The organism is Bradyrhizobium sp. S3.7.6 (genome assembly GCF_054061875.1).
In genome coordinates this window covers 401,007-421,640 of the sequence record NZ_JBSSEQ010000004.1, presented here as the reverse complement: position 1 = coordinate 421,640, position 20,634 = coordinate 401,007, and the positions used below count along the sequence as shown (strand labels likewise).

Below are 20,634 nucleotides of genomic sequence, written 5' to 3'. Positions count from 1 at the left end.
GTGCTCCTAACTTGCCGTCTCTCTGAAGCGACTGCGTACACGCTCCCGTCGCCATGGCTATGCCGGACGGACCGGGATCTTTGTTTTCGTCAGAGCTTTTGTAACCTGCTCATCCAGATTCAAATGCACGTGCAGAAGCTCGGACGGGGTCAATGCCAACCACTGCGCCAGTGACACATCGGCGTAGTAGCTGCTCTTGAACATCTCCAGGAAACGCACCGTCGTCGTGCCGGTGTTCTCTACGTAATGACCCATCGCGAACGGGACATAGCCGACGTCCCCAGCCTGGAAATCGAACGTAGTCGTCCGTGAAGAATGCGGATTGATCTGAGAAATAAGCAGAATTTGTCTTGATGTAGTATTCGATTTTGCAGGAAAGCGGGGTGTTGGACCTCGCTTTCTTGCGTTTTAGGATTTTGCTTTTGGGCGATTCGTGATTCCCTGACGGCGTCGTCGACATTGGGGAATGCGATGAGCAAGCCGAGGGATGATCGCCAGAAAGACCTGTTGCTTCCGGCGCTTGATCAGATCATCGACATGGGTCATCCGCTGGTGCGGTTGGCAGCGCTGATCGACTGGAACATCCTGAATGAGCGCTTCAGTTCAGTGTGCCAAGCAGGGTCGGGCCAGCCGGGCTTGCCGACGCGGCTAGTCGCCGGCCTGTTCATTTTGAAGCACATGCACAACCTGTCAGATGAGGTGCTGTGCGCTCGCTGGATCGAGAACCCCTATTACCAATACTTCTGCGGCGAATTGAGCTTCTGCCACCGTCTGCCGTTCGATCGATCGTCGATGACACGCTGGCGGCAGCGGCTCGGCGAGGAACAGCTCGTCGCCCTGATCCAGGAAAGTCTTTCAGTGGCGCACAAGACCGGCGCCATCGGTCCCAAGGACCTGGAACGGGTGGTCGTCGATACCACAGTGCAGCCCAAGGCGGTTGCACATCCGACCGACGCGCGGCTGCTGCATCGAGCAATCACCAAGCTGGTCGGGCTCGCCAAGTGCAACCGTGTGCCGCTACGCCAGAGCTATCTGCGCCTGGCCAAGCGCGCCGCCATCATGACCGGCCGCTATACCCACGCCCACCAGTTCAAACGCGCCCGGCGGCAGCTCAAGTTCCTGCGGACACGGCTTGGCCGGATCATCCGCGACATCCGCCGCAAGATTGATGGCGATACGGTGCTGGAAGCTCGCTTCGGCCCGTTGCTCGGTTTAGCGCAGCAGGTGCGCAGCCAGGATCAGCATCAGCGCGGTCCGAAGGTCTATGCGTTACATGCTCCGGAGGTTGAGTGCATCGGCAAAGGTAAAGCCCGCGCGCCCTACGAGTTCGGCTGCAAGGTCAGCATCGCCACCCCTGTGACGTCTCCGAAGGGCGGCCAGTTCGTGCTCCATGCCAAGGCCCTGCATGGCAATCCCTTCGATGGGCACACGCTCGGTCCCGTAATCGCCGACATGGAGAAGCTCACCGGGGTGGAGACTCGCCGTATCCACGTCGACAAAGGATATCGCGGTCACAACCACCCGCATCGGTTCAGGGTCTGGATCTCGGGTCAGGTCCGCCGCGTCACAGCTTCCATCCGTCGCGAGATGAAGCGTCGCGCGGCTGTCGAGCCTGTCATCGGCCACGTCAAGGCCGAGCACCGCATGGACAGAAATTATCTCAAGGGACGCCTCGGCGACCGCATCAACGCTGTTCTCGCCGCCGCCGGCTATAACTTCGGTCTGCTGCTGCGATGGCTCGCAGAGCTCTTGCGTGTCATCATCCGAGCCTTCTTCGAGACCGTCCCGGCTCGAAACACCGCTTGAGCCGGGCGCCGCCGCCAGTTCTTCACGAACGACGAACGTACGCGCCTGACCCGAAGCAGCGAAGACGCCCATGCGTGCCTGACCGCTGAGGTAGTACTGCCACTCATCGGTGTTCGGATGCTAGTGCAGTTCACGTAGCGGTTCGATTTCGACCAGAGCCGCCGCGATGGTCTTGGAGGCAGGGAACACACTGGAGTCTGTTATCCGGACGGTCCCGCCTTTCGTGCGGATGGGTGCCAGCATGCGATGGCTGAAAGTCTGTGGAACGGGCTGCGCACCCAGCAGCTTGTCTGGACCCAGCGGACCAGGAACAGGCGCCTTGAAAATATAAAAGCTCGCGCGGATCGGGTGTATGTCCGAACGACGATGCGGGGGTGCCAAAGTTCTTGCCAAGCACGTCAGCAGGCACGTGCTTGAACCAGTCGCTCAATAAGAATGTGCTGTCCTCGTCGAAGTCGCCATCGTCGAAAACCAGAAGGAATTCACATCCGTCCGGGCCTAGCCCCTGGATCGAATGTGGAATGCCGCCGGGAAAATACCAGAGATCGCCGACACCCACATCATCGACGAAATTTCGACCCTCGGCGTCAATCGCCGTGATCCGGGCGGACCCATAAAGCATGTAGGCCCATTCGGCTTGCTTGTGCCAATGCAGCTCGCGCACGCTCCCTGCGTTCAGCCGCATCTGCACACCGGCAATGGACTTCGAAATGACCAGTTCTCGCTGGGTTATTTGGCGAGTCCAGCCGCCGTTCGTCTGCCGGACATGCGCGTCCGCAAAAGAGAAGCGGAGGTTTGGCGTCGTGCCGGAATCCGTAGCGGGCGGAGTGAGCATGTCCGGGTTTTGGCGCTCGCGAGTTGGATTACCGGTTACAGGATCTGTACCGCCAATGCCAGGTTCCCGGCTTGGCTGGACTATGCGGTCGGCCGTCTGTGCGATCGCGGCGGATGCGGCCTGACAGCATTTCCGCCGGCAACAGCTGCCGTCACGAGCATATCCCTGCGAGTGAGTTTATCCATGCATTTTCTCCGTGACGAACTGTTGGCGAGCACGCAGGATGAGGTCCTTTACGGCGCAGGCACGGCTCCGGTTTTTCTTTCGTGCAATGTGGTTTCGATTATCGGGTGGCCGAATATGCTGCGCGAGGCGAGAACCGCCGATGTATCGCAAGTATGCTCATTCCGCCGGAGTTTCTGATGTTTGTCCGGATTGATCGGCGTGACGTTTCTTGGCCAACTCATCCTTAAGCCAGAGATCGTGATGTTCCTCCGCCCAGTGAAGATCGACCTCGCCTGTCCCCATGGCTTCGAATGCCCCCTCCGTTCCGAGTGTGCCGATGTAGATGTGCGCAATGATCACCGCGACGAAGAGGACTGCGATCACGCTGTGCACGATCTGGGCGATTTGCATCCCCGCGATGTTCGTCACATAAAACGGAAACAGGAGAAGAGCGCCTGAAACAGTAACCGCCGCTCCAGCGCCGAGGGCGGACCAGAACACCAGCTTCTCGCCCGCGTTGAAGCGGCCCGCCGGCGCGTGTTTCGATTTGATGAAGCCGCCACCCTGCCGGATCCAGTCCACATCGACTTTCCGGGGAATATTGTCCTTGATCCATAGCGCGACGATCAGGACGAGGCCGATCACGAACGATGCGCTGACGTAGTTGTGGACGTATTTGGCGATTTGCGACACGCTGCTGAACGCTTCAGGTCCGATCACCGGCAGAAGAGTGATGCGTCCGAACGTGATGTTCAGCCCGGTTAAGGCGAGGATGAGGAAGGACACCGCTGTCAGCCAGTGAGCGAAGCGCTCGAAAGAAGTGAAGCGCAAAATCTTCTGCCCAGAACGTCCGGCAGAGATCCGTAGCCGCCCCATGACGAAGTAGAAGGCTGCGATCACCGCGATCGTGCCGAGGATTGCGATGGCGCCGATCCAGCGCAGCGTGACTCGGTGGAAATAGTCCCATGCCCTGCCGGCCGGCTGAATGAGTACGCGCGCGCGCTCGATCGGCTGGTCGATGTCGCCCTCGATGCGTGGTGATTGCTGAAGCAACTGCTGCTCGGTCATCGTGCTCGCAGTTGGATTGGGTGCGCCGTCCGGGCCGAGTTTCTGCGCGAGCGCGGGATTTATTGCGATCATCGTCAGGATCGCGAACGCAATCAGGATGAAGGAGCGAATGTGCGAAGGAGTTATCATGCTCATTCTCCCGCAGTTCGCCGGTGCCCGCAGCGCCCTTGATGTGCCTCAGACATCAACGCCCTCGTGGTATGCTGTCTTCCAGCCCCATGCGCCCGAGCCATAGCCACGCTTCATCACGCGCTCCTCGTAGATCTCGGCGATGATCGCGCCGTCGCCTGCAAGCAGCGATTTGGTCGAGCACATTTCGGCACAGAGCGGCAGCTTGCCTTCGGCAAGGCGATTAGAACCGTATTTCGCATATTCAGCTGGTGTGTTGTCGGCTTCCGGTCCGCCCGCGCAGTAGGTGCATTTGTCCATCTTGCCGCGGGAGCCGAAGTTTCCGACCTTTGGATACTGCGGTGCGCCGAACGGGCAGGCGTAGAAGCAATATCCGCAACCGATGCAGAGGTCCTTCGAGTGAAGAACGATGCCGTCTGCCGTGGTGTAGAAACACGACACCGGGCAAACTGCCGCACAGGGGGCATCCGTGCAGTGCATGCAGGCCATTGATACTGAGCGCTCGCCGGGCCTGCCGTCGTTAATGGTGACGACACGGCGGCGATTGATGCCCCACGGCACCTCGTGTTCGTTCTTGCAGGCCGTCACGCACGCATTGCACTCGATACAACGGTCGGCATCACAAAGAAATTTGACGCGAGGCATCGATATCGTCCTCTCATGCCGCTTTAATCTGGCAGAGCGTGGCCTTGGGTTCCTGCATGCCCGTTGCGGGGTCATAGCCGTAGGTCGTAAGCGTGTTAACGCTTTCGCCGAGCACGATGGGATCGCTTCCCTTGGGGTACTTGCTGCGGAGATCAGTGCCTTCGTACCAGCCGGCAAAGTGGTAGGGCATCCACGCGACGCCCTTTCCGATACGCTCGGTCACCAGTGCCTTCACCCGCGTTTTGGAATTGCTTTCAGCGCCCGTGACCCAAACCCATCCACCCTCCTTGATGCCGCGCTCAGATGCGTCCGCCGGATTGATCTCGACGTACATGTCCTGCTTCAATTCGGCGAGCCACCTGTTAGAGCGCGTTTCTTCGCCACCGCCTTCGTATTCGACAAGCCGGCCGGAACTCAGGATGAGCGGAAACTGGTTGATGATCCCTCTGTCGACAGCGGACTTCTGAACGGAAAAGCCGATGTTCGGAACGCGGAATTGCCGCGCGTCCGGACGCGTCGGATACTTGTCGAACAGATCCGGCCGTGACGTGAAAATGACTTCGCGGTGTACCGGGATGGGATCCGGCAAATTCCAGGCGTTCATACGCGCCTTGCCGTTACCGCAAGGGTTGCAGCCATGCTCAATCGCTACACGCTGGATGCCGCCGGAAAGGTCGGTCGACCAGGCCACGACATCGGGATTGGCTGCGTTTACTAGCTGGATGATTTGCATTTCCGCGGGGGTGAGGTCTTTGTCCCAGCCAAGCTTCTTGAGGACACCAAGAGTGAACTCAGGATATCCATCCTTGATTTCCGAGCCGACCGAGTAGGAGCCATCGGAGAGCAAATTGTCATGCTCCTCCTTCTCCACCTCTTGCCCGTTTTCCATCACCTTGCGCTTGACCACGCGCTCGATGCCAAAACGTGCGCGGAACGTACCGCCACCGTCTTTTACGCTTAAATTAGTGTTGTAAAGGATCGCACTGCCGGGATGCCTGAACTCAGGCGTCCCCCAGCATGGCCAAGGTAACCCGTAATAGTCTCCACCAACTTCTGGATCGTCCTTCGGCGCCCGCAGGGTCACCAGATCGAATTTCGCCTGGTTCTTCATGTGGGCTTTGAGTCGCTCGGGCGACTGTCCGCAATATCCGGTCGACCAGCCGCCGCGATTGATCTCGCGCAGAATGTCTTCGGCAGATACGGCGTCGTTCTCCACCTTGATGTTCTTGAACATGCGATCAGAAAAACCAAACTTCTTCGCGAGCATGTACATCACGTCGTAGTCATTCTTCGATTCGAAGACTGGCGGTACGATCTGCTCGCCCCACTGGAGGGAGCGGTTGGACGCTGTACGCGAGCCGTCCATCTCGAAGCTTGTGCAAGCGGGCAGCAAATATGTGCCGTTCTTCCGCTCCGAGAGCACCGACCAAGCCGTTGGATATGGATCGCACACGACCAGAAGATCGAGCTTCTCCATTCCGCGCGTTGCTTCCGGCATTCTGGTGATCGTGTTGACGCCATGTCCCATCACGAACATCGCGCGCAACGTGTCTGGCTGGCTGACCTGATCCTTCGGCAGCAGCGTGGCATCGAACCAGCGTGTGCTTGGAATTCCCGGAGTTTCCATCAGCGTTTTATTCGCGAAGCGGGCGCGCATCCAGTCGATGTCGACCTCCCATACGCGGCACCAATGCTGCCACGCCTCTTCGGAAAGACCGTAGTAAAGAGGAAGCGTTGTCACATCGAGGCCGAGATCGGTAGCACCCTGCACATTGGTATGACCGCGGAAAATGTTGGCGCCTCCACCGGCATAGCCGACGTTGCCGGTAGCGAGCAGTAGGATGCAACTCGCCCGTACGTTCGCTGTTCCAGTGGCGAATTGTGTCTGGCCCATCGCCCAGATGAGTGTCGCGGGTTTCTCGTTCGCAAAGGTCTCGGCGATGTGCTTGACTTGAGCTTCTGGTAAGCCGGTGACGCGTTCAACTTCGTCAGGAGTCCATTTCGCGACTTCCTTGCGGATATCCTCGATACCGTAAACGCGCTGGTGGATGAATGCCTTATCCTCCCAGCCATTCTCGAAAATGTGCCATAGCATTCCATAGATGGTTGCGATGTGGACTCCGGGTCGTACGCGGACATATTCAGTCGCGTGCGCCGCGGTTCGCGTCATCCGTGGATCGACGACGATGACATTTGCGCGGTTCAGCTCCTTGCCTTCAAGAATATGCTGCAGCGAAACCGGATGCGCCTCGGCTGGATTGCCGCCCATGAACAGGATGGTCTTGGAGTTGCGGATGTCGTTGTAGCTGTTGGTCATCGCACCATAGCCCCAGGTATTGGCGACCCCGGTGACGGTGGTGGAGTGACAGATGCGTGCCTGGTGATCGGAATTGTTCGTTCCCCAGAAGGCCGCGAGTTTGCGGTTAAGGTAGGCCGCTTCGTTCGTGAACTTGGCCGAGCCGAGCCAGTAGACCGAATCCGGACCGGCCTTCTGGCGGATCTCCAAAAGCTTGTCGCCGATCTCTTCGATAGCCTGACCCCAGGAGAGCCGTTGCCATCGACCGTCGACGAGCTTTTGCGGGTAACGCAAGCGGCGGTCGCTCGACACGTCGTCTCGCACCGCTGCCCCTTTGCAGCAATGTGAGCCGCGATTGATCGGGCTGCCATAGTCCGGCTCCTGGCCGATCCACACGCCATTCGCGACCTTGGCGATCACCGAACAGCCGACCGAACAATGCGTGCAAACATTCTTCCGGGTTGTGACGGCCGCCCCGGGAGGCGGCGGCGGGCCTGCCTCAGCCTGACGAATGCTGCCCAGCGGCAGATCGCCAATCGCGGCCAAACTGCCCGCGACGAGGCCTGCGCGGCGCAGGAATGAACGACGATCAAGTCCCTTCTCTGACGACTCCTTTGCCAGCCCAAAACCAATTCTCCCTTGGTGCGGCTGACGGTCTGATCTTTTTATCAGCACGGGGGCCTCCCTCAACGCTTAGGGTAGCGGTTCACCCGATAGAAATTCTGAACCTCCGCCGAGTCTGGCTGAAATCGCGCCTTGCGCTTCTCGGTGTCGGTTTCAGTGTCGGCAACGGCGGCGGTGTCGACTTCCAAAGCGCTTGCTGCAGCTGTCGCGATGATGCCCATCATTCCGGTGCGCAGCAGCTGCCGCCGTCCAATTGCCCCTTTGTGTCGTTCGCTCATCGAAACTCTCCTTGGTCAGCGGACGCGATGGTCAACTCGACTCGATCGGAGGTTGCGGTTAAGATGAGCACACGCTTTTGTTGGGTGTGCGGATCGCCGGTAGAACATCGACGCTAGGGGATGCCTCCCGTTAAAATTAAATTCAATTTTTGGGGCGAATTAAGGGCGCGTTTCCGTATTGTTCAGCTGGGTAATAAACATATTTTCCTCAAGACCCGCGCTACGCTGGAGCCCGTCCGCCTAAGATGCGCATGGAAAGCGCATCGAGAAGAAGAAAAACTCTCGATATGATCTTTTTCTCAGTGGCGCTCGACATGAGCGGAGTATTTCTGATGGAAGTCACATCGGAGATACTTAGGTTTTTGGTGCGCGCGGATTGATAATCTGAGCGCAGCTGCCAAGTTTAGTCGCGACGACGCATAGGATGGCCCACGTAGGTGACTTATACCTTCACCGAATGAAGCTCGACTTGCGCGTAAAGTACACGAAGCCCTCACAGTTTACCCAGTAGAGGATCGGGGGACGCTCGTGATTTACAAACGGTAACAATGATCTGTTGTCTATTGGGTGCGGAGTGTAAACCCGTTCACGTGACAGCTTTCGATCTGATGATACGAAAGCTCACACAGAGCCAACAAGCTTGAAACGGTGTAGAGGAGGGGTCCGGTAGTGGCTTTCGTTCGTCGATCTTGTCGCTGATTGTACACCGCTATTGCATTTTTCAATCCGTCATGGATCTCGTCCGCTGTCGTAAAAACAAAGCGAGTCAATCGACTTTCCTCAGTTTGGCTGGCACGGGCTTCGGATCTCCATCGAAGGTCATGATGGAAGATGGTCGGTCTCAACCATCAAGTAACGCTCGGCACGCCAACGCTCCGACGACCGCTGTCCTGTCTTGCCCCACAGGCCCGGCCTTCTCGCTCGACGGCTTCCGCGGCATCGCCGACATTATCGTGGCCCACTTGGCAGTGGCTCGTAGAGCGTTTTGGCCGATTGCCTTTTTCGAACGCATGCCCACGTCTGGGTGTGGTCAATCCAGTACTGGGCGTGGATGCGGTATTGTGGGATGAATTGCCCCATTGACTGACGAGTGCCCCATACAATGATTTCGAGGCTCTGACTAAGGTGGGCGGCCAGCCCAGCACCCGTCATAGATGGAACGTTCCTGAAAACCGGAGGGAGCACCATGAAAGCACTATTGTCAATTCCGATAGCCGCAGCTCTTACGTGCGCCACGTTATCCGCGGGAGCCGCAGAGCCACTCAAACAGCAGCTTGTAGGCACTTGGAGCGTCATTTCATTTGTAAACGTGAAGGAAAAGACCGGGAAAACAACCGAAGTATTTGGTTCCGATCCGAAAGGATATTTCATGTTCGATGCAGCAGATCACTTCTCAATCAATCTCATGCGTCCGCGACGACCAAAATTTGCCCGCCGCGACTTTCCGACTGCCGGGGAAAGCAAAGCCGCTCTGGAGGGGCTAATCGCGATGTTTGGCGACTACAAAGTCAATGAATCAGAACATTCAATATCCCTACATATTATCGGCGGCAGCTTTCCCGCGTGGGACAATACAAATCAGAAGCGTTTCATCGCGATCAACGGCGATGAGCTCACGTATAAGAATCCTACACCGGCATCCGGTGGAGGTACTGCTGTGGTGACTCTGAAACGCGCGACAAGCGCAACCGAGTGATCTTTTGGTCAATCCGTAACCACGGGCACTGGTTTCAGAACTCGGCCCCCCGACCGGCAAGCCAAGCCTCGGTATCCCGAACTGATCGAGTGAGTGGCACACGATGTCCGAATCGAGTCATTCGCGTCGGTTTGCCTCTGAGGTGATGACTTCCAGTCTGACCGGATAAGCGGACATCGTCAGATTGAACCGGCATGTCTCGAACGGCCACCAACGGACTAACGCGCATCAGGTCCATAAAGGTCATGACATCGGCGCGCAGTCAGCGAGAGAAAGGATGCGTACGGCTCTCGGTCGTCCGCCCCTTACGTGATGCGATAGACGGCGTATTCGATGCAGCCGGTCCCGAGCAAACGGCCCTTAGCGACGAACGTATTGAGCCAGCGGTCGCGCTCGGCACCTGTATCAAAATGCATCGTCAGGCGCATATACTGGTCCTTCTGTTGGTTGATTTGCTTCGGCTGCTTGTTTGAAAGTATCTGTTTGCTGCACGAGGCCGGTATAGTGCATGAGCACCGTCTCGCCTTCGCCGATCTGAAAAGGCATGCGTACGTCCGGCCGCCAGAAGCCATCGTCGGAGAAGCACGACAACAGCGCGACCGTCGTCACGGCGGGGACAGGCAGCTGCAGCATATGGCCGATCACCACGATGACAGCCGCCACCAGCGCTGCGACCGCGTAGAGGTCTGCGCGAAGCACCGTCGGTATTTCGGTGCCATGGAGCGTGCGGGGCCCGCAGGATCAAGGCCCGCCTCGCGGCACCGGGCAGTGACTGGATGCGCGCGGGAATAGCGCCGGAGACTCCCTACGCTCGCTGCGCGGGCCGGTTTCCCAACTCGGTGATGAAAGCAATGAACGGAATGGCCCACGCCGCCGAAGCATGCCCCAGCAGGACCATCGTCACGACGACCTGCGTGAGCATCATGCGGACCTTCGCGAGGCGGCGGCCCAGGGCCGCCGCAGCCGCATCGGCACGCCCCCGGGGGGCGGCGGATCGTCGTCGCCGTCGAGCTGCCGCAGCGCGGCGAGGATGTCCCCGAGCCGGATCGTGTGGTCCATGCCGGGAATCTCGCGTAGCGCGGGACAGGATTCGACCGCGAACATGTCGGACGCCCAGGACGACAGGATGATCCGCTTCTCCGGCGCGGATATCTCGTTATCCTTCAGGACATCCTCCGGAGACGCATAGTGCGCGGCCGGGTGGAAGAGGGGATGAAGATTGCCTGCGTTCGTGTTGGCATCGGTCATCGGTTGCCTCCCTTTACGCTCCTTTCGTCGGGACGGGTTTCGGTGAGTTCGGGCGGCGGAGACCGCCGCCCGTGATGGTCTTTACTGCGAGTTGATCGCGATGCGCTTGACGCCCGCGCGCGGGTTCTCGGACTTGGGTACCGAGATCGTCAGGACGCCGTTCTTGAACGAGGCCTCGGCCTTGTCCTCCGCGACGTCCTCGAGCGCGATCTGCCGCTGGAACGAGCCGTAGTAGCGCTCGGTGAAGTATCTGCCTTCGTCCTTGCGCTCGCTCTTTTTCTCGCCGCGGATGGTCAGCACCCCGTTGGCGATTTCGATCTGGACGTCGTTCTCCGTCATGCCGGGAAGCTCGGCCGAGATCGTCAGCGTCTTGTCGGTTTCACTGAGCTCGATCTTGGGCCAGCCGAATTCCATGAGCGGCGACAGACCCGTCCCGCCGAAGCCGCGGAAGACATCGTCGAACAATCGGTTCATTTCGCGATGAAGCGTCATGAACGGATCGTGGGTGCCGCGCGCCGGCGCGAGCTCCTGGTTTCTAGACCAGGGAATGAGATCACGAACTGCCATGGTTTGTCTCCTTCGTTGCATCACCCAGCGAGCACGGCCACGCTTGCGCGCCGCGTTCCGCTGTCGAACCGCAATCAAGCGTCAAGCCGCTTTCTTCGGCTCGATCTGCGACGGAGAGGCGCCGCTTCCGATCTGGATCCGGCGCGGCTTCATCGCTTCCGGCACCTCGATGATCAGGAGTCCGTCCCGGAAGGAGGCCTCCTTCACCTGGACGTAGTCGGCCAGGTTGAACACGCGCCGGAACGGACGCGCGGCGATGCCCCGATACAGGTATTCGCCGGCCGCTTCCTCGGGCTTCCTGCCCTCGATCGTGAGCGCATTCTGCTCGGCCGTCACGGCGATATCGTCGGCTCCGAAGCCGGCGACGGCGAGCGAGATCCGGTATTGGTCCTCGCTGGTGCGTTCGATGTTGTACGGGGGATAGTGGTCTTCGCTCGCCTGGCGGAGCGTGCTGTCGACGAGGTCGGCCAGGTGGTCGAAGCCGATGGTGGAACGCCACAGGGGCGCGAAGTCAAAGGTGGTCCTCATAACCAAGTCCTCCAAAGAGCAAGATGGATACAAGGAGCGCAAGGCTGGAGTCAGAGCGGGTCTGATACCCGGCCCGGCGCCCGCGCCGGACCCGTGAAGGCGCCCGGCACACCGCTCTCGCGGCGAAAAATCAATTAGAAAAATGAGAAGTCGTTTCAAGGGGCGGACCGAAAAAAATCGATGCGGCGCTCGGTCGCGGTACAGAGCTGTCGGCCATTGCGCACCGCAAACGCCGTTTGGGGCTGATCCGGCTAAGGATTTGGGTGTCGACCGCCGCCGGAATCTTGACTCCGGTATCGCCCCGAATATTTTTGCGCCGGGGAATTCTCTTCCCGGTTTCTAAACACCGAAGGACCATGACGACCGTCAGGAGTGACGACGGTGCTCGACGAAGATCTGGTCCGCATCCGTGCGCACCGCAACAACATCCACCGCTACCGACGCCTGCTACGGACCAGGCTATCGGAGCTGGAACGTGAGTTCATCGAACGGCGCCGAGGAGCAGACAGCGCTCGATGCTCTGGCCGCCGAATCCCCCGTCGCATTCGCGCTTCCGACACGCCAGGATTCCGCAAGGATGGAGCCGAGCGATGAGCGACGTCCATGAGCTCCCTCCTCATCCGCGGCAGCGAAAAGGTCATCGGACACTATCGCCCCTCCTGCTGGCGAGTGCCAAAACCGAAAGTGAGCGCCAACTCTATCGGAGCCGGATCGAGCGTGAGCAGCGGCCGCTGGACCAGCTCCGCGGCGGCTTACCGGATCGGTTCGCGGCGTGAGCGGGATGTTCTTCTATTCGGCCGGTGTAGGATGGCGTTCCGCTCTCGTCCGACGGTCCCTGAAGACGTGCCGCCGCTGCGTTCACCGTGGCGGGGTTTCGCCTATGCTTCAGGCTGAGCTCCATCACCACCCGATAGAGCTAAGCGGGGATGGTTAGCCCACTTTTCGAGCGGCTTGTCCGCCCATCGCCAAAAGCGGAAGGCATCTATCACAGGTCCTCCCGCAGTCCCTTGAATAAGGGGTGCCGGACCTTGCCCTATGCCGACTTCGCCCGGTACTCGATCTCCGTCAGAAGCTTCGGCTCGACCCAGATACCTCTGTGTAAGATGCGTTTGGTGTAGGGTTGAGTCCTCCGGATGAGAGGCTTCAGTCGCTTCTACTCTGCGGAAGACTGCGTAGGAACGAGCCGTCGGGAGATCGGTTGCTCTGACACCATCATAGGAGGGCCGCATGGATATGAAAGAAATGTCGGCAATGACGGAAGCTTCCGGGCTGACGAATAATGACGGCGGCATAGAGCAGGCCTCCTTAGCGAGGCCGAGCCGCCCGGCGGACGCGAGCCGTCGCCCGTCGCATTCGCAGGATGCCGCGATGCGCTGGGCCGAACAGTTGCGCGAGATGACTTTGAAGGCGCCGCTGCAATCCCTGTTTGTGGCGTTTCTGCTTGGGCTTTGGGTCGCGCGTCGGCGCTAGGCGCCCCATTCTGGGACCGGAAACCTTGCGATGCCCAAAGCCGCCATCTTCGATCTCGACGGGACCTTACTGGACTCGGTCGACCTGCACGCGCTCGCCTGGCAGGAGGCGATGGTCGAATTCGGCCACGACGTCACGTTCGAGCAGGCGCGAAGCCAGATCGGGAAGGGCAGAGACAAGCTCATTCCTGTGTTTCTCTCTGAGGCCGAGCAACGGGACCATGGCAAGACGCTCGATGAGTGGCGCGGCGAGCGCTTCAAGTCGGCGTATCTACCGCTCGTCCGTCCTTTCTCGGCTGTTCCGGTCCTTTTGCGGCGCGCGCGAGGCGCAGGACTTCGCATCGCCATCGCTTCCTCCGCCAAGAAGGACGAACTGGAGAAGTATCTTGCCATTGCAGGAATCGTCGGTCTGGTGGACGTCGCGACCTCGTCCGAAGACGTCGACGAGTCCAAGCCGGCACCGGACATCTTCGATGTCGTGCTGGAGAAGCTCGGCATCGAGGGCGGCGCAGCGGTCGCGATCGGCGACACGCCCTACGACGCCATCGCGGCTGGCAAGGCAGGTATCCCGACCATCGGCGTCCTCTGCGGCGGATTCACCGAAAGCTCGCTGCGAGAGGCGGGGTGCGTCGAAGTGTACCCCGGACCGAGCACTATCTACGCACGCTTCGACGACACGGCGCTCGCAAAGTAGGTCGACGACCGGCGCTGCGCGGCTATTCTTGCGGCGGTTGTCCATTGGAGGCGGATACGCCCCCGTCCACCGCTACGTTGGCACCGGTCATGAAGCTCGCGTCTTCGCTCGCGAGGAACGCGATCACGGCGGCGACTTCCTCCGGTTCGCAGACCCGGCCTAACGGGATCCGCTCGGCAAACTTCGCCAGCAGCTTCTTGTCGTCCATCATGTCTTCGGTCATGCCCGTACGCGTGAGTCTGGGACAGACCGCGTTCACGCGGATGCCCTTCTTGCCGAGGTCCAGGGCGAGGGCACGCGTCAGATTGACCACGGCGCCCTTCGCCGCGTTATAGGGGCTCATGCCCCAGTCGCCGCCGGTTCCGGAGACTGACGCCGTGTTCACGATTGAGCCCCTGGTCTTTTGGAGATGGGGAAGTGCCGCGCGGCAACCGTAGAACACGCCATCGACGTCGGTCGACATCACTGTCCGCCATTTCTCATCGGTGATGGAAGCCGGGTCGCCTCCTTCATGGACGCCGGCGTTATTCACGATGACGTCCAGCCGGCCGAAGCGGTCGAGGACAGCCGCGAACATTCGGTCGACGGCACTCGAATCCGAAACGTCGACAGCCTGAACCATTACCTGGTCAGCAGGCAGGCTGTTGGCCATCTTTTCCAGTGAGGCTTTGTCGCGGTCGACCAGGGCCACCTTCGCGCCCTCTTTAACGAAGCGGCGTGCTGTCGCTTCTCCGATGCCGGAAGCTGCTCCTGTGACGATGACGACCTTGCCGTGGAACCTGCTGGCCATGCGAGACGCTCCTGCTTCTAACCCTCATAACCTTCGTCTCGGCACTCGGATTCAAATTCTCGACTGTTCCGGCTTTTCAGGAACGATGTTCGAGACGATCGATTGTTGGACAAAACCCCGAAACGAAGGATTGGACCCATGGATCTGACCGGCAAAAAGATCGCTATTCTCGCCACGAACGGCTTCGAGCAGGCCGAGCTGGAAGTGCCGCAGGAGCGCTTGAAGAAGGCTGGCGCGACGGTCGATGTCGTCTCGCTCGCCGCAGGCGAGATCAAGGGCTGGGACAAGAAGGATTGGGGACGTCCGGTGAAGGTCGACAAGACGCTCGACGAGGCATCGGCCGCCGACTACGACGCGATCGTATTGCCTGGCGGGCAGATCAATCCGGATCTTCTGCGGGTCGAGCCGAAGGCGCTGAAGTTCATCAAGGATATCTTCGATGCCAAGAAGATCGTCGCGGCCGTCTGCCACGCCCCCTGGCTTCTGATCGAGACCGGCATCGCGAAAGGTCGCAAAATGACCTCCTTCAAGTCGATCAAGACGGATGTAGCGAACGCAGGAGCGAAGTGGGAGGACGCTGAGGTCATCGTCGATCAGGGCGTCATCACTTCCCGCAACCCGGGCGATCTCGAGGCCTTCTGCGCCAAGATTGTGGAAGAGGTCAAGGAAGGTCGACACACCCAGCGCAGCGCGGCCTGACGACGATGAAGAGCATCAAACTATCGGGCGAGGCGGGTTCGAAAACCCGCGTCGTCATCCTCGATTCCGGGGAGGAAGCGTTCACGACGCTCACCAAGTTCGCGAACGACGCCGGCATCACGGCGGCGTCGCTCACCGCCATCGGCGCTTTCGAGAGGGCTACGGTTGGCTGGTTCGATTTCGAGAAAAAGACTTATAAGAAGATCGAAATCGCAGAGCAGTGCGAGGTGCTGAGCGCGATCGGCGACATTGCCGTCGGCGACGACGGTAAGGCAAGCCTTCACGTGCATGTGGTCTTGGGATTGGCTGACGGGACTACTCGCGGCGGGCATCTTCTCGAAGGAAAGGTCCGACCGACGCTCGAGATTGTAGTGGCGGACACGCCAGCCTATCTCAGGCGTAAGAAGAAGCCCGAGCTTGGCATAGCGCTGATCGATATCGCGGCGACGAAGGCTTGACGTGCCAGCATCGACTAAAGCCAATCATGCCGGCTTGGCGAATACGATGTCTTTGTCGGCGGTCGTGAAGGAATTCCGCTAAGTCTCGTCTCTTTGATACCTCCCACGCGTGACGTCTTCGGCTACGCGATCCAATGCGCGGTTTCGGTGGCGATAGCTGAGGACGCCGTAGATCAGCGCCGTGAGAAGTACGAGCGCTTCAAGGAAAAAGACGGCTTCGAGGCCCATCTCGCTCTCCTTTCGATGACCTTACGCAGCACGTCGTTTTCGGGTCTTGGCCGCCTTTTTGGCGGACCTCGAACGCTCCGATGCCGGCCGCTTGGCAGACGCGGCGCCGCCCAATCGGCCGCCTTTGCGGGATGGCGAATGATCTTCCTCAGTGCCGCGACCCGAGCCGCTCTTCTTTCCGCCGTGGGTCTCCTTGTTCACGGTCGCCCAGGCGCGCCGTTCGGCCTCCTTCTCCGGAACGCCGCGGTGTTCATAGCCCTCTTCGATGTGCTCGGCCTGGCGCTTCTGCTTGTCGGTGTAACTGGACTTGTCGCCACGAGGCATGACACTCCTCCCGTCGATTGGAAATATTCGTTTTAAGACTGGGAAGGGCCCCCGGTTCCAATCTCAAGCCCCTAGTGCGGGAGCGATGCGAGGTCCGAAGCATGCAAGCCGATGACGCGGCACCCTGCCGCCAGATACAGGGCCAACCGAGCACTGTTTCAGATGTTGCTCGGCGCCGGTGCCGGATCGGTCCGCCTTTGCGAATCGGATAAGAGCCGGCGTCGCTTGGGTCGCAGCCGTTCAGATAGTTGAGGGGATCCAGCCTTAACTGGCCGAATTGCGGTTACGCGGCCGCCGTTCGGCCCGCATCAGTAATCCGGTATTCGATATCGCCGGATGGAAGCGGTTCGGTTTCCACAAGACCCAGCTCCACCAGCCGTGCCACGATCTCATGGTCGAACATCGGCGGGCTGACCTAGGATTCGCCGAGCAGCTTCCTCAAAAATTCGCGCTCCAGATCGGTCAGCTCCATCCTCGAACTCCGATCATCCAAAACAAGGCCACCGAGGCTTTCAGCCAGGAACGGAGCCATCGTCCTCCAGTTGACTCCAGAAGACAACATCCGGGAGGTCAACATGGCCATGGAAGATCGCGAGACCTTCAGCCTGATCGGAAGCGACAAGGTCGAGGGCACGAATGTCTACGGGGCCGACGGCGAAAAGGTCGGCTACATCGAGCGCGTCATGATCGACAAGGTCAGCGGCAAGGTATCGTACGCGGTGCTGAGCTTCGGCGGCCTGCTCGGCATCGGCGACGATCACTATCCGCTGCCCTGGCAGGCGCTGAAGTACGACACCAACCTCGGCGGCTACGTCACCGGCATTACCCAGGACCAGCTCCGCGGCGCCCCCAAATACGCCGACGAGAGCAGTTGGAATTGGAGCGACCCCGCCACCACGCGCTCCGTGAACGCCTACTACGGCGTGCCGGTGGCCTGAGGTTCGAAGTGGGTAACGCAGTTCGTGATCAAATTAGGCAGCCCCCAGGGGGGAAGGCGGGAGCCCCGCCAGGAGCCTGTTGGCAGTGGCTGGTTGGTCGGGAGGGGCGGCTAGTCGGCTCACGGGCGCGTGTTGTTTAAAAGGAACCTGCGCCCAAGAGGCCGGGCGCGGTCAATACGGCCGCTCGATCCATCAGACCCGCGGAGCTGGGACCATCCAAGCCACAAAGAACAATCGTTGGCCATCGCAGAAGCAATCGGGCGGCAGATTCGCAAGAGATGAACGTGAGGGCCTGAGCGGGCCACAAATTGGCGATGTCGAAGACTGACATGGCGTCCTGTACCCGCCGGAGGTGGGATGCTTTGGCGCGGCGACTGTCGGGACGGACCCCAGCCAAACGAGGGTATGACTGGGGTCCGCATTCCAGAGCTACGAGTTCTGTTTAGCTCCACCGGGTTTCGCGACCGACCCGGCAGGCACCAAGCATTCGAAGGATGGATCGTTCCTAGAGGCGCGCCGGGATCATACCCACTAAAACCCATCGAGGGCTTGGGCCGCAAAGGCAGCCCCAATGGCGGACCAGAAGAGCCTGATGCTGTAGCGGGGCGCTCCTCGGAGCACGCCGGTTACGATCGAAAAAAGCAGCACGAAGAAAGCGGCGATCCAGAGCAGCGAAAACGGATAGTGGAGCGGCATGGGGCCTCCTAGGTTTAGCTGCGCGTGATGCTCCTTCGCGGTTCGGCAAGTCCGATGGCCCCGACAAGCCTAGCGGTTTCTACAGCCTTACGCTGGCGGACGATCGGCACTTCGGTGGTTGCCGGCATGTTGTCCACTGCCTGGTTTAGAAACCGACCTGACACAACTAGGAATACGTCACACGTCGACGTATGCTCAGGCTTTGATTGCCAATGGTTTCCCATGACAGCCGATCAATATCTCCAGTCCATACTGGTTCGCCAGGCCGTTGACACGTCGTCCACGTCACCCGTCCGACAAGTTCAAGCAGCGTTGTATCCGCTCCTATCACATTGGGCTGGAAACAAGTTGCGAGGAGCACCCAAGCGGCTCATTTGCCAAGGGGACAGAAAACAAGTCCGGAACAGACGTCGACCTCTTCGTGTCTCTCTCGAACGACGTCACGAAACTTTGAAAGAGATCTACACCGAACTGCACGATCGGCTTAAGGAGAGCGGCTATGATGGACGTTGGGGTTAACGGGCCGTTGCTGCAAAACTAATGGCAGGCACAATATCGGTGAGCGGGCCCCGGCGTACGCTCGCTGCCCCGCCCTGTGCGAAGCCTAAGCTCCGTGCCAGACGTTCAACACGCCTTCGCGAAAGCCTTCAACGAACTGATCAGATGCGTCTGCTGGTATAATTTGGCTAAGTTCATCGCGCTGTCGGAAAGCGTCGCCCGGCAATGTTCGGCGATCTGCCATCCGTCGATGCCTCCGGGCAGCTTGACGTCCGTGATGAGAACGTCGGTGATTCGCCGCCCGTGCCACGCCAATGCCTTTTCGCCGTCAGCCACATGGATGACCTCGTACTCTTCCTCTCGCAAAGCGTCCACCACGAACTGCTAGTAATACTGTTAGTGCTAGAGCATTCAACTTGCTCCAGCGATACGGCTTATCAATGGCCGAAGGTTCGCTTCAAGAAAGTCTCGCGAAAGATGAACGCCTGTGTAGTCGCCGCAGAGAGCACAACGAGCGGAGGGCTGATTGTTCTCAGACTGACGCCGTTGAGCAGTGGTCAGGAAGATCGCCAGTTAGACGTTTGTTGGTTGGAGTTGCTACCTAAACTCATCGTCGACAGCGCAGAACGTGCGATTGATCTCAGTTCATGCGGAACTTCAACAATGCACGGGTTTGGAACGCCACGTCACAAAGCCTGTTGTCCTTTCAGAAATGACCGTTGTGGTCGCACCCCCATTTTCTTGGAGCGTCAGATGAGCAAACGCAAACCGGCGACGGCGCCGAAGCGCGCCCGGAATCCGAAAATGACCGCGCGGGCCCAACGGAACAAGCAGAGCATTGTTAGAAGCCCGAAAGAGAATTTACTTCGCTCTGTTGCGGCAGTCTCGATTGAACCGCCTCCTGAGCTTCATGATCCTAAACACGAGGTTCCTATCATTGAGCCTCGGGTGGATGCCTTACCAAATGACCTCAGTCAGAGAATGACGGATAGCGATCTAACGAAAGGCTTTGCTTTAGCGACGGCAAACATGCAGGCGTATCAAGGGAAGCTTCTTGAGATAGCCGAGGCCAACGCGCAATTTGCTTTTGAATTCGGCCTGAGACTTGCGACGATCAGGTCACCAACTGAATTTTTCGGCGTCATTACGGAGTTTACAAGCAGACGGGTCGATATGTTCGGGCAGCATTCGAAAGAATTGGCGGCATATCCGTTCTGGCGCATCAAGCGCCCCCGAGAGCTCACGGCTCTGCCGGGACGATAACTGAAGCCGTACCCGCTGCGGAAAAGGATGGACGCAAACGCGGATTTCGAAAGGGGCGATGCCGCCGCGCCTTGCGTGCGTTAGGATCCTGCATGGAAGGGGTGACCGGCTCATCGAGGCCAATCAGTCGCGCCGTGTCCGGAAGTGGCCCTGAACCGAACCCCGCTGATCCTGTTGTCATACGTCTATCGCTGGTAGAGCGGACGTGGACCCGCGCTCGCTTCGACGGTCGGTTGTGACCCATTGCGGGCGTTAGCGTTCGAGCGTTTTGGAGAACAATCTTTTAAGCCTGTACTTCGGACCTCGCGCATTGTCCGCTTCCGTGCGGCTGTTAGGGAATAAGCGGACATCGCGGAAATATGTGTAGACGCCCCAGCGCCATTCCGGCCTAAGTTCCTAAATCTTACATTTGACCGGTCGACGCGCCGATCGCTTAACGAGCGGCTCTTTTCTCCGGGTCGTCCCGGCGCTGCGCCATCTCTGTGTTTCGATCGAGCTGCGCACGCTCGCTGCGGCGCATCCTTCCCGTCTTTATGACGCCATAGAGAATTGTGCCACCCAAGATGAAGGCGCCGATAAACATCATCCAGAGTGCCGTCACTGAGGTATCGCCGAGTAGCATTCCGACGCCACTGTTTTCCATTTTCGCTCTCGCTGTTTTGTCGGGAGAACCAAACCCGCATTGGAGCGGA

At 59.4% G+C, this 20,634-nt stretch carries 26 protein-coding genes and 1 pseudogene; 8 read left to right on the top strand and 19 right to left on the bottom strand.

The window, feature by feature from the left end:
• Positions 1-57 precede the first annotated feature (57 nt).
• Positions 58-327, bottom strand: coding sequence for a cupin domain-containing protein (locus tag ACVJ5M_RS47610; RefSeq protein WP_456679819.1), 270 nt, complete (start codon positions 325-327; stop codon positions 58-60).
• A gap of 144 nt (positions 328-471) precedes the next feature.
• On the opposite strand from ACVJ5M_RS47610, the gene ACVJ5M_RS47605 reads away from it, so the two are divergent.
• Entirely contained in the window at positions 472-1,806 is a 1,335-nt protein-coding gene (locus ACVJ5M_RS47605) for an IS5 family transposase (protein WP_063982113.1), read from the top strand.
• A gap of 130 nt (positions 1,807-1,936) precedes the next feature.
• Here the strand turns inward: ACVJ5M_RS47605 and ACVJ5M_RS47600 are convergent, their stop codons facing one another.
• From ACVJ5M_RS47600 to ACVJ5M_RS47580, 5 genes are all read right to left on the bottom strand, one after another.
• Entirely contained in the window at positions 1,937-2,641 is a 705-nt protein-coding gene (locus ACVJ5M_RS47600) for a cupin domain-containing protein (RefSeq protein ID WP_456679802.1), read from the bottom strand.
• Positions 2,642-2,983: 342 nt separating this feature from the next.
• Positions 2,984-4,003, bottom strand: coding sequence for a formate dehydrogenase subunit gamma (locus ACVJ5M_RS47595; RefSeq protein ID WP_354099075.1), 1,020 nt, complete (start codon positions 4,001-4,003; stop codon positions 2,984-2,986).
• 48 nt (positions 4,004-4,051) lie between these two features.
• Positions 4,052-4,648: a formate dehydrogenase FDH3 subunit beta gene (gene fdh3B, locus ACVJ5M_RS47590; protein WP_354100593.1), complete on the bottom strand. Its 597-nt coding sequence runs from the start codon at positions 4,646-4,648 to the stop codon at positions 4,052-4,054.
• Positions 4,649-4,661: 13 nt separating this feature from the next.
• Complete coding sequence (locus ACVJ5M_RS47585) at positions 4,662-7,619, bottom strand: formate dehydrogenase subunit alpha (protein WP_456679801.1); 2,958 nt, start codon at positions 7,617-7,619, stop codon at positions 4,662-4,664.
• Between the two features lie 11 nt (positions 7,620-7,630).
• Entirely contained in the window at positions 7,631-7,846 is a 216-nt protein-coding gene (locus tag ACVJ5M_RS47580; protein WP_354099077.1) for a formate dehydrogenase, read from the bottom strand.
• Between the two features lie 1,186 nt (positions 7,847-9,032).
• Here ACVJ5M_RS47580 and ACVJ5M_RS47575 point away from each other — a divergent pair.
• Positions 9,033-9,542, top strand: coding sequence for a lipocalin-like domain-containing protein (locus tag ACVJ5M_RS47575; protein WP_354100594.1), 510 nt, complete (start codon positions 9,033-9,035; stop codon positions 9,540-9,542).
• A gap of 305 nt (positions 9,543-9,847) precedes the next feature.
• On the opposite strand, the gene ACVJ5M_RS47570 is transcribed toward ACVJ5M_RS47575, so the two are convergent.
• The 6 genes and pseudogenes from ACVJ5M_RS47570 to ACVJ5M_RS47545 all read right to left on the bottom strand — a co-directional run.
• Entirely contained in the window at positions 9,848-9,970 is a 123-nt protein-coding gene (locus ACVJ5M_RS47570) for a DUF3237 domain-containing protein (protein WP_354099078.1), read from the bottom strand.
• The gene (locus ACVJ5M_RS47565; RefSeq protein ID WP_354099079.1) at positions 9,948-10,241 is read right to left on the bottom strand and encodes a hypothetical protein; all 294 of its coding nucleotides are present in this window, start codon (positions 10,239-10,241) and stop codon (positions 9,948-9,950) included. Before ACVJ5M_RS47565 ends, ACVJ5M_RS47570 begins: the two co-directional genes overlap by 23 nt.
• A 222-nt stretch (positions 10,242-10,463) precedes the next feature.
• Positions 10,464-10,790 carry a hypothetical protein gene (locus ACVJ5M_RS47560; RefSeq protein ID WP_354099080.1) on the bottom strand — a complete coding sequence of 109 codons (327 nt, stop codon included), beginning with the start codon at positions 10,788-10,790 and terminating at the stop codon, positions 10,464-10,466.
• A gap of 81 nt (positions 10,791-10,871) precedes the next feature.
• Entirely contained in the window at positions 10,872-11,357 is a 486-nt protein-coding gene (locus tag ACVJ5M_RS47555; RefSeq protein WP_354099081.1) for an Hsp20/alpha crystallin family protein, read from the bottom strand.
• Positions 11,358-11,438: 81 nt separating this feature from the next.
• Positions 11,439-11,885 carry an Hsp20 family protein gene (locus ACVJ5M_RS47550; RefSeq protein ID WP_354100595.1) on the bottom strand — a complete coding sequence of 149 codons (447 nt, stop codon included), beginning with the start codon at positions 11,883-11,885 and terminating at the stop codon, positions 11,439-11,441.
• A gap of 1,033 nt (positions 11,886-12,918) precedes the next feature.
• A pseudogene (locus ACVJ5M_RS47545) lies at positions 12,919-13,038 on the bottom strand (DNA ligase); the annotation flags it as partial.
• Positions 13,039-13,118: 80 nt separating this feature from the next.
• Here ACVJ5M_RS47545 and ACVJ5M_RS47540 point away from each other — a divergent pair.
• A complete protein-coding gene (locus ACVJ5M_RS47540) occupies positions 13,119-13,355 on the top strand; it encodes a hypothetical protein (RefSeq protein ID WP_456679800.1) in 237 nt (78 codons plus the stop codon).
• A gap of 30 nt (positions 13,356-13,385) precedes the next feature.
• Positions 13,386-14,048: an HAD family hydrolase gene (locus tag ACVJ5M_RS47535; protein WP_354099084.1), complete on the top strand. Its 663-nt coding sequence runs from the start codon at positions 13,386-13,388 to the stop codon at positions 14,046-14,048.
• 22 nt (positions 14,049-14,070) lie between these two features.
• Here the strand turns inward: ACVJ5M_RS47535 and ACVJ5M_RS47530 are convergent, their stop codons facing one another.
• A complete protein-coding gene (locus ACVJ5M_RS47530; protein WP_354100596.1) occupies positions 14,071-14,838 on the bottom strand; it encodes a meso-2,3-butanediol dehydrogenase in 768 nt (255 codons plus the stop codon).
• Between the two features lie 138 nt (positions 14,839-14,976).
• On the opposite strand from ACVJ5M_RS47530, the gene ACVJ5M_RS47525 reads away from it, so the two are divergent.
• Both ACVJ5M_RS47525 and ACVJ5M_RS47520 read left to right on the top strand, forming a co-directional pair.
• The gene (locus tag ACVJ5M_RS47525) at positions 14,977-15,537 is read left to right on the top strand and encodes a type 1 glutamine amidotransferase domain-containing protein (RefSeq protein WP_354099090.1); all 561 of its coding nucleotides are present in this window, start codon (positions 14,977-14,979) and stop codon (positions 15,535-15,537) included.
• A gap of 5 nt (positions 15,538-15,542) precedes the next feature.
• On the top strand, positions 15,543-15,995 hold the full coding sequence (locus ACVJ5M_RS47520; protein ID WP_231145632.1) for a PPC domain-containing DNA-binding protein: 453 nt from the start codon (positions 15,543-15,545) through the stop codon (positions 15,993-15,995).
• Positions 15,996-16,073: 78 nt separating this feature from the next.
• On the opposite strand, the gene ACVJ5M_RS47515 is transcribed toward ACVJ5M_RS47520, so the two are convergent.
• The 3 genes from ACVJ5M_RS47515 to ACVJ5M_RS47505 all read right to left on the bottom strand — a co-directional run bounded on the left by ACVJ5M_RS47515 (position 16,074) and on the right by ACVJ5M_RS47505 (position 17,130).
• A complete protein-coding gene (locus ACVJ5M_RS47515) occupies positions 16,074-16,223 on the bottom strand; it encodes a hypothetical protein (RefSeq protein WP_231145631.1) in 150 nt (49 codons plus the stop codon).
• 21 nt (positions 16,224-16,244) lie between these two features.
• The gene (locus tag ACVJ5M_RS47510) at positions 16,245-16,547 is read right to left on the bottom strand and encodes a hypothetical protein (RefSeq protein WP_028154436.1); all 303 of its coding nucleotides are present in this window, start codon (positions 16,545-16,547) and stop codon (positions 16,245-16,247) included.
• Between the two features lie 415 nt (positions 16,548-16,962).
• A complete protein-coding gene (locus ACVJ5M_RS47505; protein ID WP_161495739.1) occupies positions 16,963-17,130 on the bottom strand; it encodes a hypothetical protein in 168 nt (55 codons plus the stop codon).
• On the opposite strand from ACVJ5M_RS47505, the gene ACVJ5M_RS47500 reads away from it, so the two are divergent.
• Positions 17,123-17,485 (top strand): PRC-barrel domain-containing protein, encoded by a 363-nt coding sequence (locus ACVJ5M_RS47500; protein ID WP_027574697.1) that lies wholly within the window; start codon positions 17,123-17,125, stop codon positions 17,483-17,485. The genes ACVJ5M_RS47505 and ACVJ5M_RS47500 overlap by 8 nt on opposite strands.
• Before the next feature lie 531 nt (positions 17,486-18,016).
• Here the strand turns inward: ACVJ5M_RS47500 and ACVJ5M_RS47495 are convergent.
• On the bottom strand, positions 18,017-18,181 hold the full coding sequence (locus tag ACVJ5M_RS47495; protein WP_161495738.1) for a hypothetical protein: 165 nt from the start codon (positions 18,179-18,181) through the stop codon (positions 18,017-18,019).
• A gap of 624 nt (positions 18,182-18,805) precedes the next feature.
• A complete protein-coding gene (locus ACVJ5M_RS47490) occupies positions 18,806-19,054 on the bottom strand; it encodes a response regulator (protein ID WP_231145628.1) in 249 nt (82 codons plus the stop codon).
• A gap of 378 nt (positions 19,055-19,432) precedes the next feature.
• Here ACVJ5M_RS47490 and ACVJ5M_RS47485 point away from each other — a divergent pair, with 378 nt between their 5' ends.
• Positions 19,433-19,942, top strand: coding sequence for a phasin family protein (locus ACVJ5M_RS47485; protein WP_231145627.1), 510 nt, complete (start codon positions 19,433-19,435; stop codon positions 19,940-19,942).
• Between the two features lie 433 nt (positions 19,943-20,375).
• Here the strand turns inward: ACVJ5M_RS47485 and ACVJ5M_RS47480 are convergent, their stop codons facing one another.
• Complete coding sequence (locus ACVJ5M_RS47480) at positions 20,376-20,585, bottom strand: hypothetical protein (protein ID WP_085398613.1); 210 nt, start codon at positions 20,583-20,585, stop codon at positions 20,376-20,378.
• Positions 20,586-20,634: the final 49 nt, after the last annotated feature.

Coding starts and splice junctions, on each gene's coding strand:
- ACVJ5M_RS47495 (WP_161495738.1), bottom strand. CDS start 18,181: ATGCCGCTCCACTATCCGTTTTCGCTGCTCTGGATCGCCGCTTTCTTC.
- ACVJ5M_RS47605 (WP_063982113.1), top strand. CDS start 472: ATGAGCAAGCCGAGGGATGATCGCCAGAAAGACCTGTTGCTTCCGGCG.
- ACVJ5M_RS47580 (WP_354099077.1), bottom strand. CDS start 7,846: ATGAGCGAACGACACAAAGGGGCAATTGGACGGCGGCAGCTGCTGCGC.
- ACVJ5M_RS47485 (WP_231145627.1), top strand. CDS start 19,433: ATGAGCAAACGCAAACCGGCGACGGCGCCGAAGCGCGCCCGGAATCCG.
- ACVJ5M_RS47570 (WP_354099078.1), bottom strand. CDS start 9,970: ATGCGCCTGACGATGCATTTTGATACAGGTGCCGAGCGCGACCGCTGG.
- ACVJ5M_RS47535 (WP_354099084.1), top strand. CDS start 13,386: ATGCCCAAAGCCGCCATCTTCGATCTCGACGGGACCTTACTGGACTCG.
- ACVJ5M_RS47595 (WP_354099075.1), bottom strand. CDS start 4,003: ATGATAACTCCTTCGCACATTCGCTCCTTCATCCTGATTGCGTTCGCG.
- ACVJ5M_RS47515 (WP_231145631.1), bottom strand. CDS start 16,223: ATGGGCCTCGAAGCCGTCTTTTTCCTTGAAGCGCTCGTACTTCTCACG.
- ACVJ5M_RS47510 (WP_028154436.1), bottom strand. CDS start 16,547: ATGCCTCGTGGCGACAAGTCCAGTTACACCGACAAGCAGAAGCGCCAG.
- ACVJ5M_RS47525 (WP_354099090.1), top strand. CDS start 14,977: ATGGATCTGACCGGCAAAAAGATCGCTATTCTCGCCACGAACGGCTTC.
- ACVJ5M_RS47555 (WP_354099081.1), bottom strand. CDS start 11,357: ATGGCAGTTCGTGATCTCATTCCCTGGTCTAGAAACCAGGAGCTCGCG.
- fdh3B (WP_354100593.1), bottom strand. CDS start 4,648: ATGCCTCGCGTCAAATTTCTTTGTGATGCCGACCGTTGTATCGAGTGC.
- ACVJ5M_RS47575 (WP_354100594.1), top strand. CDS start 9,033: ATGAAAGCACTATTGTCAATTCCGATAGCCGCAGCTCTTACGTGCGCC.
- ACVJ5M_RS47520 (WP_231145632.1), top strand. CDS start 15,543: ATGAAGAGCATCAAACTATCGGGCGAGGCGGGTTCGAAAACCCGCGTC.
- ACVJ5M_RS47560 (WP_354099080.1), bottom strand. CDS start 10,790: ATGACCGATGCCAACACGAACGCAGGCAATCTTCATCCCCTCTTCCAC.
- ACVJ5M_RS47550 (WP_354100595.1), bottom strand. CDS start 11,885: ATGAGGACCACCTTTGACTTCGCGCCCCTGTGGCGTTCCACCATCGGC.
- ACVJ5M_RS47480 (WP_085398613.1), bottom strand. CDS start 20,585: ATGGAAAACAGTGGCGTCGGAATGCTACTCGGCGATACCTCAGTGACG.
- ACVJ5M_RS47530 (WP_354100596.1), bottom strand. CDS start 14,838: ATGGCCAGCAGGTTCCACGGCAAGGTCGTCATCGTCACAGGAGCAGCT.
- ACVJ5M_RS47600 (WP_456679802.1), bottom strand. CDS start 2,641: ATGCTCACTCCGCCCGCTACGGATTCCGGCACGACGCCAAACCTCCGC.
- ACVJ5M_RS47540 (WP_456679800.1), top strand. CDS start 13,119: ATGAAAGAAATGTCGGCAATGACGGAAGCTTCCGGGCTGACGAATAAT.
- ACVJ5M_RS47500 (WP_027574697.1), top strand. CDS start 17,123: ATGGCCATGGAAGATCGCGAGACCTTCAGCCTGATCGGAAGCGACAAG.
- ACVJ5M_RS47505 (WP_161495739.1), bottom strand. CDS start 17,130: ATGGCCATGTTGACCTCCCGGATGTTGTCTTCTGGAGTCAACTGGAGG.